Annotated in this window: 10 protein-coding genes; all 10 read left to right on the forward strand. The window is 35.3% G+C overall.

Annotation, left to right across the window (positions count from 1 at the left end; translation table 11 throughout):
- Window positions 1-184 precede the first annotated feature (184 nt).
- A complete protein-coding gene (locus A8M50_RS04775) occupies window positions 185-385 on the forward strand; it encodes a DNA translocase FtsK (protein ID WP_005637831.1) in 201 nt (66 codons plus the stop codon).
- On the forward strand, window positions 382-1,227 hold the full coding sequence (locus A8M50_RS04780; RefSeq protein ID WP_005644863.1) for an SIR2 family NAD-dependent protein deacylase: 846 nt from the start codon (window positions 382-384) through the stop codon (window positions 1,225-1,227). The genes A8M50_RS04775 and A8M50_RS04780 overlap by 4 nt, the downstream gene beginning before the upstream one ends.
- Window positions 1,227-1,979 carry a PP2C family protein-serine/threonine phosphatase gene (locus A8M50_RS04785; protein ID WP_005644771.1) on the forward strand — a complete coding sequence of 251 codons (753 nt, stop codon included), beginning with the start codon at window positions 1,227-1,229 and terminating at the stop codon, window positions 1,977-1,979. The genes A8M50_RS04780 and A8M50_RS04785 overlap by 1 nt, the downstream gene beginning before the upstream one ends.
- 38 nt (window positions 1,980-2,017) lie before the next feature.
- Window positions 2,018-3,343 carry a DUF262 domain-containing protein gene (locus tag A8M50_RS04790; RefSeq protein ID WP_005644869.1) on the forward strand — a complete coding sequence of 442 codons (1,326 nt, stop codon included), beginning with the start codon at window positions 2,018-2,020 and terminating at the stop codon, window positions 3,341-3,343.
- Between the two features lies 1 nt (window position 3,344).
- A complete protein-coding gene (locus tag A8M50_RS04795; protein ID WP_005644660.1) occupies window positions 3,345-5,336 on the forward strand; it encodes a DUF262 domain-containing protein in 1,992 nt (663 codons plus the stop codon).
- Between the two features lie 78 nt (window positions 5,337-5,414).
- A complete protein-coding gene (locus A8M50_RS04800) occupies window positions 5,415-7,466 on the forward strand; it encodes an AAA family ATPase (protein WP_005644765.1) in 2,052 nt (683 codons plus the stop codon).
- Window positions 7,467-7,669: 203 nt separating this feature from the next.
- Window positions 7,670-9,349, forward strand: coding sequence for a solute:sodium symporter family transporter (locus A8M50_RS04805; protein ID WP_005644906.1), 1,680 nt, complete (start codon window positions 7,670-7,672; stop codon window positions 9,347-9,349).
- Complete coding sequence (locus A8M50_RS04810; RefSeq protein WP_005637825.1) at window positions 9,349-10,794, forward strand: sulfatase family protein; 1,446 nt, start codon at window positions 9,349-9,351, stop codon at window positions 10,792-10,794. Before A8M50_RS04805 ends, A8M50_RS04810 begins: the two co-directional genes overlap by 1 nt.
- A gap of 83 nt (window positions 10,795-10,877) precedes the next feature.
- On the forward strand, window positions 10,878-11,690 hold the full coding sequence (locus tag A8M50_RS04815) for a D-hexose-6-phosphate mutarotase (RefSeq protein WP_005637824.1): 813 nt from the start codon (window positions 10,878-10,880) through the stop codon (window positions 11,688-11,690).
- A 177-nt stretch (window positions 11,691-11,867) separates the two neighbouring features.
- Complete coding sequence (gene infC / locus A8M50_RS04820; RefSeq protein ID WP_428844780.1) at window positions 11,868-12,365, forward strand: translation initiation factor IF-3; 498 nt, start codon at window positions 11,868-11,870, stop codon at window positions 12,363-12,365.
- Window positions 12,366-12,476: the final 111 nt, after the last annotated feature.

The raw sequence follows: 12,476 nt of genomic DNA on the forward strand, positions 1-12,476 counted from the left end.
ACAGATAAATATGCATATTGCAATACAGATTATCTTATTTGCAAAAAATCTTCTAAAAATAACCGCTTTCAACATTCGCTAACGACACAAGTTGTCGCTTCCTTTCATATAATTTCTCCATAAAGAGAAATTCTTTACTTCTTACATATTTATAAAGCCTTTAATTAAGAAAAAGGAGCAAATAATGGCAATGAAAGTAATTATGGCAAGAGATCCACTTTTTGAGGATGTAAAAAAATTTGTGCAACAACAAAAAGTTGCATCTTGCTCGATGATTCAACGCAGATTTATGTTAGGTTTTAATCGAGCTGGACAAATTTTAGAACAGTTGGAACAAGCGGGTATTATTTCATCAATGAAAAATGGACAGAGAAAAGTATTATGAAAAATGATTTGAATTATGCAGTGGAGCTTATTCGCAAAGCGGATGGCATTTTAATTACAGCTGGCGCGGGTATGAGCGTGGATTCTGGGCTGCCCGATTTCCGCAGCGTTGGTGGATTTTGGAATGCTTATCCTATGTTTAAAGAACATAATATATCTTTTGAAGACATCGCGACGCCACTAGCTTATAAGCATAATCAGGAACTAGCTTATTGGTTTTATGGACATCGATTAGTTCAATACCGAAATACTATTCCTCACGAAGGGTATCAGATTTTAAAACGCTGGGCAGGATCTAAATCTCATGGATATTTTGTTTTTACCAGTAATGTTGATGGGCATTTTCAAAAGGCTGGTTTTGATGATAGCCATGTTTATGAAGTACACGGTACTTTGGAGCGTCTTCAGTGTGTCAATAATTGTCGAGGATTAAGTTGGTCTGCATCAAGTTTTCAACCTGTCGTGGATAATGAAAACTTATGTTTAACCAGTGAAAAACCACATTGTCCTTATTGTGAGGGCTTTGCTCGTCAAAATGTACTAATGTTTAATGATTGGAGTTATGCAAGTCAATATCAGGATTTAAAAAAAGTGCGGTTAGAATCGTGGTTAAAAGAAGTGCAAAATCTCGTCGTCATCGAACTGGGAGCAGGAAAAGCCATTCCAACTGTGCGTCACTTTTCTGAACGTACGGCGAAAGCAAAAAAGGGTAGATTTATCCGTATTAACCCACAAGATGCAGGCGTGCCGAAAATGCATTTTTTAAGTCTCGAAATGAAGGCGTTAGATGCGTTAAAAGCGATTGATTGTCTTCTAAATCCTTCTCAACAAGCGATTGAATAATGGAAAATTTTTGCGAAATTACCTTCTGCCAACAAATTGGCAGCAACAAGCGACGCAACCAAGATGCCCTTTTTAATGGCGAGTCGGTGTTTCAATATAAACTCAAAACAGCTGAAAAATGTCTTGAAACCCGACCGCACTTTATTGTGGGCGTGGCAGATGGTATTTCCAATAGTAATCGACCTGAAAAAGCGAGCAAGTTGGCTATGCAATTGTTAAGCCAAATGGAAAGCATAAGTCGCCAAACGATCTACGATTTACAATCCAATTTATCTGCAGAATTGGCAGAGGATTATTTTGGCTCAGCAACCACGTTTGTGGCAGCTGAAATTGATCAAATCACCCGTAAAGCCAAAATTCTCAGCGTAGGCGATAGTCGTGCTTATTTAATTGATGCCCAAGGTAAATGGCAACAGATTACCCAAGATCATTCAATTCTTTCTGAATTATTGTCGGATTTTCCCGATAAAAAAGAGGAAGATTTCGCCACGATTTATGGTGGCGTTTCTTCGTGTTTAGTTGCGGATTATTCCGAATTTCAAGATAAAATCTTTTATCAGGAAATTGAAATTCAACAAGGGGAAAGTTTATTACTGTGTTCTGATGGATTAACAGATGGACTTTCTGCTGAAGTAAGAGAAAAGATTTGGAAACAATATGATAATGATAAATCAAGATTGACGGTGTGTCGTAAATTAGTTGCAAAACAAGGGTTTTATGATGATTTATCAGTTATAATCTGTGTTTTTTGATTTATATTATAAAAATATTCTAAGGAACCAAAATTATTATGAGTGAAGAAAAAGCAAAAATACTTAAGATTAATGATATATTAAAATTAAATTTGAGAATTCCAGACTATCAAAGACCATACAAATGGACAATAAAACACGTTCAACAATTACTTGATGATTTACTTACCCATTTTCGTAATCAGGAACAAGTTTATCGTATCGGGACAGTTGTAATACATAAAGACGGAAAAAATTTCGATATTGTTGATGGCCAACAACGTTTAATTACGCTTTCATTATTGCTTCATAGTTTGAGTAGTGAAAATAACCTATTGAACCAACCTTTAACACATAGTATTAGTAAGAATAATATAATTAATAATTATAATTTTATTAAAAATTATTCTATTTCCCATAAGGAAGAATTTAAAAACTATATTTTAGAAATTTGTGAGATGGTTTATGTTGAATTAGATGATTTAGACGAAGCCTTCCAATTTTTTGACTCACAAAACTCAAGAGGGAAACCTTTAGAATCTTATGATTTGCTGAAAGCTTATCATTTACGAGAAATGAAAGATAAACCAAAAGAGATTATCCATCATTGTGTTGAACGTTGGGAGAAATCTGCACTTTCTCAAGAAATTAATAATTTAGATAAAATTATCAACTATATTCTTTTTAGATTACGCCGATGGCACTATCAAGAAAGCGGAGAGTTTTTTACATCGGATGAACTTGAGACATTTAAAGGCGTATCAGAAAGTACTAACTATCCTTATCTTAGCCCACTATTTGCAACAAAGGCTGTAGAGAAATTAGCTCAACAAAACCCTATGTTGTATCACCCAAGATTTGTGAAAACAAGTTTTCAAACGATACAAACGTTAATAAATGGTGAGCAATTTTTTGATTATATTCAGTATTATTCTGAAAGTTATGAAAAATTATTTAAAGAAGGAAGTGGGCTTGTTGATAAAGTGAAAAAAATCAACGGTAAAGATATAGAAAAAGGCGTAAATACTTTTCTCAATAATCAAGATTATTGCTATCGAGTAGGGGATAAATATTTGAAAAATTTATTCGAATGTACCGTATTATTCTATTTTGATAAGTTTGGTGAAGTATATTTAGATGAATTTATAAGTAAAGCATTTTTATGGGTTTACCTGATTCGTTTTAAACATCAACGTATCCCATTTAAAACAGTAGAAGATGAAGCTTGCTCAAAAAGCGGATTACTTTCCCATATAGAGCGTTCTTTAACACCATCTCAAGTATTAAAATACCCTTCAAGACTCCCGTTAAGTGAAGATACAGTAGCTTTTCCAAATGTAAATGGAAATATAGATGGTAAAATAAGAGAAGTTTTTGGAGTATAAGATGACTAATAATATAAAATATGTAAAAACATTAACCGTGTCTGATTTATTTGATAATGATAATAAATGTAACTATATTATTCCAATCTACCAACGTAATTATGCTTGGGGTGATGATGAAATTAGTTCATTACTTCAAGATATAAAAAATGCTTGTGAAAAAAATAAAGAACAAGATAAAAATTATTATATTGGAAGCTTAGTTGTCTATCGCCGAGAAAATGATGATTTTGAAGTGATTGATGGCCAGCAAAGACTAACAACACTTACGTTAATAATGCATCATCTTGACAAATTAGTTTTTAGAAATGTTTGTTTTGAACATCGAGATGAATCTGAACAAGCATTATCTAATCTTAATTCTGAAAAATTACCAAGTAATTTTTCACAAGCATTAAAAACAATTAAGAAAGTAATTGATGGATGGGGGAATAATAAAGATGAAATTGTAAAATTCCTTTTGGATAAAGTTGAAATTATCCGAACTGAAGTGCCAGAAGGCACAGATTTAAACCATTATTTCGAAATTATGAATACCCGCGGAGAACAGCTTGAAAAGCATGAAATTCTAAAAGCTCGTTTGATGAAAGTGTTGCCAACACCTATTGAGCAATCATTATTTGCAAAAATCTGGGATGCATGCTCAGATATGAGTCGTTATGTTGTGATGGGGGTTGATTCTGAATTAAAAGAAGTCATTTTAGATGGTGATTGGAGAAAAGTACGTGGATTTTTTAAGACTATTTTGAATGAAAATTCTGAAAATTCTGAAAATTCTGAAAATTCTGAAGAATCTGAAAATAGTATCGTAAAACTTATTAAGGCTGAGGTAAAAATAGAAAAAAATGAAGAACAATCACAGGATAAATATGATGGTGAATTTACTTCAGTAATTGATTTTCCTAATTTCTTAATGCATGTTTTACGAATTTATTTAGAAATGTTTGATAAGTATAAATATTCTACAAAAAATGATCCATGCAATGTTTCATTAGATGAAAAGTTACTATTAAAATCATTTGAAGGTAAGTTTGAAGGAAAGCCTAAAAAAGTTAGAATATTTATTTATACATTATTGGTTTGTCGTTATTTATTTGATTTATATGTGATTAAATCTAATATGATTCGAACTGATTATGAAAACTGGTCGTTATGGAAAGTAGTTAAAGGAGAATCAGGTTATTACTACTATAAAAATGCATTTGGTAGTTATAAAAATGTGTCTGTCGACAATAATTTAGATAAAAATGATGATGAAGCACTTAATGATGCAGATCCTACAAAAAAAGCCGTGATGTTACTTTCAATGTTCCATGTTTCTAACCCATCTCGTATTTATAAAAACTGGTTATACGCTGTGTTACGTTGGTTATTTGATAATAGAGATAATATTGAACAAAGTGATTATATTAAATTTTTAGAAGAACTTTGTGATAAATTCTATTTTGGTAATAATTGCCAAGAAAAAGATATTACAAATATTATTTTAGATAAAGAAGAAATTTGTTTTTCTTCTGATGAAAAGTGGGGTTATGGTGTATCTGTTCCTAATTTTGTATTTAATCGATTAGATTATCAGTTATGGAAATTTTTCCACGAACAAGAACAAGAACAAGAACAAAAAGTAGAAATTTTGTCAGAAAATGACAAATGGTTAACTATTAAAAATAAAGAGGCTATTTGGAAAAAATTTAGATTTACATTTAGAAGTTCAGTAGAGCATCATTATCCACAACATCCTAGTGTTGGAGATGAATTAGAGTCAGGATTAAATGATTTTGGTAATTTGTATCTACTTTCTCAAAGTAAAAATTCTAGCTTAGGTAATTCTTCTCCAGAAGAGAAAAAGAAACACTATACTAATAATGAATACGATAGCTTAAAACAAGCCATAATGATGAGTTATGATAAATGGGAAGAAAACGAGATAAAAGGACATGGAGAAAAAATGCTCGAAATTCTAAATCAACCTTTATCCAAAGCTGATTCCTAACGACACAATCTGTCGCTCTACTTTTTAAACTATGCTCAAACCTATTAGGTTTGAGCATTTTTTATTGGAGTAATGATTATGTCTAAATTCAAACTTAACCCACCATCAGTTTCCCCTTATACCGAAAAATTAATGTTGCAACTTTTATTAGAATATCAAGGATTCTCAGAGGTTTTTAATGAAAATGTTTGGCACTATGACAATATTGCAGCGGCTTTAGGTTTACCGAGTGAAATGGAGCGTTGCGATGATTTCCGTTCGAAAGTAAAAAAATTATTACAAGCACGAAATAAAACGTTGCCAAAATTGACCGCTCTTTGCGTAAACGAGAATCCAATTATTCAACAAAATATTGATACGCTGACCCAATTATTATCATTGAATACTACTGAGCAGACGCTTTTCCGTTTATCGGTTCAGTTACGCTTAGATGAGCCGTTGAAAAAATTGAGCGAGGCATTACCAAAATCTAATTTAATAGGGGTAAGTGAGTTATTATCAAATTTATTTGGTTTGCCAAAATCAGACATTATTTCAGCCTTAAAAGATAAGGGAAAACTATTAGGTTATAGCTTGCTTGAACGAAACTATAATCCAGATAGGTTCCATGACTATTTGGATTGGGGAAAAATGTTAGATTTTGATGAATTCATCTCAGAACCATTAAATGAACAGGTGTTATTAAAAGTTTGTACAAAACCAGCTATTGAGCCTAGTTTGAGTTTAGAAGATTTTGCTTATTTAAATGAGATGAAAACAATGATGCTGGATTATCTTCAGTCCTCATTTGCGACTCATAGAAAGGGGGCGAATATTTTAATTTATGGTGCGCCAGGTACAGGCAAAACGGAGTTGGCCACTTTGTTGGGGAAAGTGTTGAGCGTTTCGGTAAATAATATTACCTACATGGATGAAGATGGGGATGTGATTAGCGCTGAAGATCGTTTGAATAAATGTCGTTTTGCGCAAAAGGTGTTAGAAGGGCAATCTTCGTTATTGATTTTTGATGAAATAGAAGATGTTTTTCGTGCCGGTTTTTTTGAACGTTCAGTAGCGCAGAAAAATAAAGCTTGGATGAATCAGTTATTGGAAAACAATAACGTGCCGATGATATGGTTATCGAATTCAGTTTCTGGCATAGATCCTGCTTTTTTACGTCGCTTTGATTTAATTTTAGAAATGCCAGATTTGCCATTGAAAAATAAGTCAGCACTGATTACGCAACTGACTGAGGGAAAATTAAGTCCGGCTTATGTACAACATTTTGCTAAAGTGCGGTCATTAACACCTGCGATTTTAAGCCGCACAATTCAGGTGGCAAAGGAACTCAATACATCAAATTTTGCTGAGACTTTGCTCATGATGTTTAATCAAACGTTAAAATCGCAAAATAAACCGAAAATTGAACCGCTTGTTTTAGGCAAAGCCGACTACAACTTGGATTATGTGGCTTGTAATGACAATATTCATCGTATTAGTGAAGGGTTAAAACAGTCGAAAAAAGGACGGATTTGTTGCTATGGCCCGCCAGGAACAGGAAAAACTGCTTGGGCTGCGTGGCTTGCGGAACAGTTGGACATGCAGCTATTGCTAAGACAAGGCTCTGATCTGCTTAATCCTTATGTGGGCGGGACAGAACGGAATATCGCACAAGCTTTTGAGCAAGCGAAAGCTGATAATGCATTATTAGTGCTAGATGAAGTGGATACATTCTTATTTTCTCGAGAAGGCACCAATCGAAGTTGGGAGCGTTCTCAAGTGAATGAAATGTTGACACAAATTGAACGCTTTGAAGGCTTGATGGTGGTATCAACAAATTTAATTGAGGTGCTTGATCCAGCAGCCTTACGCCGTTTTGATTTAAAATTGAAGTTTGATTATTTAACGCTCAAACAACGTTTAGATTTTGCTAAACAGCAGGCTGAAATTTTAGGGTTGCCGTTGTTATCGAAAGAGGATTTAAGTCAGATTGAATCGCTTAATTTGCTGACGCCTGGAGATTTTGTTGCAGTGGCTCGTCGTCACCAATTTTCGCCTTTTCAGAAAGTACAGGATTGGTTGAGCGCATTACAAGGAGAATGTGAAGTGAAACCAGCGTTTTCTGCAACGACAAGACGAATAGGATTCTAATCAAAGTGCGGTCAAAATTTTTATGGTTTTTTGATCGCATTTTTATTGTTTTTTCAACTGCCAGAAAATAAAAACCATTGAATTTATCTTCAATTATTATTTCTGTGATCCACCTCACAATCTTAATATGACAATTATCATAACCCTTTAGAGAGCGTTATATTATCTTTACGCTATGTTGATCGATATAGGGAGGACAACATATGCTCATGACGATACTCAGCTTCCTCATTGTAACTGGTGTGGTTGCTTATATTTCTTGGTTAAAAACAAAAGGGGATGATTTAAGTACATCCAAAGGGTATTTCTTAGCTGGCCGTGGTTTAGGTGGGTTAGTGATAGGATGCTCAATGGTATTAACTTCACTCTCAACAGAACAACTGATCGGCGTAAATGCGGTCTCTTATAAAGGAAACTTTTCCATTATCGCATGGACAGTTCCAACGGTTATTCCGCTTTGTTTCTTGGCACTTTATATGTTGCCGAAATATTTGCGTAACGGTTACACAACAGTGCCAGAGTTTTTTGAAAGCCGTTTTGACCGTCAAACACGCTTGATTATGTCAACATTATTCTTGGTGTTTTATCTTTTCATCGTAATTCCAACCGCACTTTATACTGGTGCAATCGCCTTCAATAAAATCTTCAACTTAGAAACCGCATTTGGCTTAAGCTATGGGGCAGCTATAACTTACACGGTCATTGCGATTGGCGTTGTTGGGGCTATTTACGCAATTTTTGGTGGTTTGAAAGCAGTGGCGGTATCAGACACGATCAATGCGGTGATTTTAGTCATTGGCGCATTGCTTGTACCATTCTTTGCCTTGATGTATTTAGGCGATGGTAGTTTCTCTGAAGGTTTACACACAATCACAACAACGCACATTGAAAAATGGAATGCGATTGGTAGCGAAACCGATGCCACACCTTGGCCAACGATTTTCACAGGTATTATGGTTGTCCACTTTTTCTATTGGACAACTAACCAAGCTATCGTACAACGTTGCTTAGGTGCGAAAGATTTACAATCAGGTCAAAAAGGTATTTTGATCGCGGCATTATTCTTATTAACTTTACCGATCATTTTAAACCTTCCTGGTTTATTGAGTTTTCATATTTTAGGTGAAGGCGTAAATCCAATTGATGCCTCTTATCCATTATTAGTAAACAAAGTATTGCCAACTTGGTTACAAGGTTTCTTTATTGCTGCATTATTTGGCGCAATTTTAAGTACCTTTAACTCATTCTTAAATTCAGCAGCAACCATTTACTGTAAAGACTTATTGCCTTCTATCAGCAAAAAAGTGCGGTCAGAAGAAGAATTAATTTCTTACGCGAAAAAAGTTTCTACCATTATGGCCATTGTTACTATGATTTTCGCTCCGTTACTCATGTTTGGTACAGATGGTATCTTCTTAATCACTAAACGTTTCGCAGGATTTGTGAATATTCCAATCGTTGCTTTATTTGCCGTAGGTATGTTTAACAAAACTGTATCTGGCAAAGCGGCACGCATCGCTTTACTTGCTCACGTTATCTTGTACTTCTGCATCGTTTGGGTGTTTAATGTCAAAATCAACTTTGTGTATGTTATGGGCGGATTATTCTTATTTGATGTCGTATTAATGCTCATCTTAGGTCAATTCTTACGCCGTGAACCTTACATTGAAAACAAAGAAAACTTAGGTAACGTAGATTTAACTAACTGGAAATACTTAAAAGTAACCAGCGTATCTTTAATCTTAGGTTTACTTGCGCTTTACACTTTCCTTTCACCACTTGGTATGGCATCAGAATCTGGCAATCCATCAATGGTGCTAGGCGTATGGGCGGTGTTACAAATTATCGTGTTATTTGTTGTACGAGACAAAGAGGCTAAATAATGAACATTATTTATATTCTACTGGATCAAATTCGTAAAGATATGTTGGGGCCTTATGGTCACCAAATTGTGAAAACCCCGAATTTAGATCGTTTGGCAAAAGATGGCGTTCGCTTTAATAACGCCTTCACTCCAGCGTCTGTTTGCGGTCCTGCACGCACTTCACTTTTTACCGGATTAATGCCGTCGTCTCACGGCATTATTAAGAATGGGGAAAAAGGCGGTACAGGTGAAATTAGCCAAGAAAAACCGAATATCGGTAAACTAGCTGGCTATAACACTTATGTTGTAGGGAAATGGCACGTAGGTACTAAATCCGTACCCGAAGATTACGGGATTAAAGGCCATAACTTTGATGGTTATGGCTATCCTGGCAGTGGAGTATATAAAAATTTAGTCTTCAACCAACCGCCAACACATTCCAATCGTTATAAAGAATGGTTAGAAGAAAAGGGGTATGAAATCCCAGAAGTAAGCCGAGCCTACTTTGGTGATAACCCGCATTTAAGGGTACAAGAACTTTGCGGTTTGCTATCAGGCACAAAAGATCAAACTATCCCTTATTTCATCATTGATGAAGCGAAAAAATATATTCAAGAATCATTAGATGAAGGCAAGCCGTTCTTTGCATGGATAAACTTCTGGGGGCCTCACACGCCTTGTATCGTGCCAGAACCTTATTATTCCATGTACCGAAAAGAAGATGTGGTGCTTGATAAAAGTTTCTTTAAACCGTTAGAGGGCAAACCAGGTCATTTCCGCACAATTTCAAAAATGTGGGGAATGTGGGAGGCGAGCGAAGATCATTGGAAAGAAGTTATCACAAAATTCTGGGGATATATCACCTTAATTGATGATGCAATTGGTGAATTATTCGATTACTTAGAAAAAAACGGCCTTTATGACCGCACTTTCTTGGTAGCAACCGCAGATCATGGTGATGCAATGGGGGCGCATCGAATGATTGAAAAAGGTGAATTTATGTTTGATGCCACCTACAACATTCCGATGATTATCAAAGATCCAAATTCAGACCGAGTCAATCAAGAAGATGATAACTTTGTCTATCTTCACGACTTAACCTCGACAGTTTTTGATTTAGCTAATCAAAAAGTTCCTGAAAGTTTTGAAGGGCAGAGTGTTCTTCCGATTATGCGCCAACACCAAGATAACCAAAGAAAAGGTGTGCTTGGTCAGCTCGCAGGGCATTTTGTGTATTTTGAACAACGTATGTGGCGTCGTAAAGATTACAAACTCGTATTTAATGCGACTGATGTTTGTGAACTTTACAACATCCGTAACGATCCAGAAGAAATGCATAATTTATTCTATGATTCACAATATAACAGCATCAAAAAAGAGATGTTGGAAGAAATGCACGCAGAGATGAAACGTCTGAATGACCCACTGGAAAATTGGGTTTATCGAATTATTGACGAAATTTAACCAAAGTCGTAGATTAAGGGCGTATCTGTACGCCCTTTGTTATCTCTGAATCTTATTTATCTTTTAAAACCACAGGAATAAACATGAAAACAACATTACTAAAAACACTGACACCAGAACTTCACCTTGTTCAACATAACAACATCCCAGTTCTTCATTTAAAACATGCGGTTGGAACGGCAAAAATTTCCTTGCAAGGGGCTCAGCTTATCAGTTGGAAACCGCAAAATGCGAAGCAAGATGTATTATGGTTAAGTGAAGTAGAATCATTCGAAAATGGCAATGCTATTCGTGGTGGTGTACCGATTTGTTATCCTTGGTTTGGTGGTGTAAAACAACCTGCACACGGCACAGCTCGTATTCGTTTATGGCAGTTGAGTCATTACGATATTTCAGCGCATAAAGTGTGGTTAGAATTTGAGTTATTTTCTGATTTAAATATTATCGAAGCTAAAATTGTAATGGTGTTCACAGACAAGTGTCATTTAACCTTCACACATTATAGCGAAGAACCTGCGCAAGCAGCATTGCATACCTATTTCAATATTGGGGATATTAATCAAGTGGAAGTACAAGGTTTACCTGAAACTTGTTTTAATAGCTTAAACCAACAACAAGAAAATGTTCCGTCACCGCGTCACATTTCTGAAAATGTTGATTGCATTTATTCCGCAGAAAAAATGCAGAATCAAATCGTAGATAACAGTTTCAATCGTACGATTGCACTGCATCATCATAATGCAAGCCAATTTGTTCTTTGGAATCCTTGGCATAAAAAGATGGGTGGAATGAGTGAAACTGGCTATCAAACGATGTTATGTTTAGAAACTGCTCGCATTCATCACTTGCTTGAATTTGGCGAAAGTTTAAGCGTAGAAATTTCGCTTAAAGGCTAAATTTTGTTGCATAAGTGGTGTGAATACTATAGAATTCGCGGGATTTTGCTCGTTCCTTGCGGGCAACAAATTTGAAATCTTTTATTTTTAGCGAAAAGATTTTTACTATTAACCAATAGAAGGAATACGATTATTAAAACCGTAAAAAAAGCGCCGGCAGTAAATCGCCCAAACCGTATCAATGAAGAGATTCGTGTAAAAGAAGTTCGTTTAATTGACCAAGATGGTGAACAAGCAGGGATTGTTTCTATTCAACAAGCCCTAGAAATGGCAGAGCAAGCAGAGCTTGATCTTGTTGAAATTAGCCCAAATGCAGAGCCGCCGGTTTGTCGCATTATGAACTACGGTAAATTCCTTTACGAGAAAAGTAAAACCGCTAAAGAACAAAAGAAAAAACAAAAAGTTGTGCAAGTTAAGGAAATTAAATTCCGTCCAGGCACAGACGAAGGTGACTATCAAGTTAAATTACGTAGCTTAATCCGTTTCTTAGAAGACGGTGACAAAGCAAAAATTACCGTGCGTTTCCGCGGTCGTGAAATGGCTCACCAAGACATCGGTTTTGATGTGTTAGAGCGCGTAAAAAATGATTTAGCTGAAATTTCTGTCGTTGAATCTGCACCGGGTAAATTAGAAGGCCGTCAGGCTGTAATGGTGTTAGCACCTAAGAAAAAATAAGAATTTTGCTGAGATTTCTCAGCAAATCTTTTTGTTTAAGTTTAAGTTTGACTTAAATGAAAAGACAACTGCATGTTGGGCACACTACGCAGCCTAACTGCTTTTGAAAAG

It is taken from the genome of Haemophilus haemolyticus (assembly GCF_001679045.1).
Classification (GTDB): domain Bacteria; phylum Pseudomonadota; class Gammaproteobacteria; order Enterobacterales; family Pasteurellaceae; genus Haemophilus; species Haemophilus haemolyticus.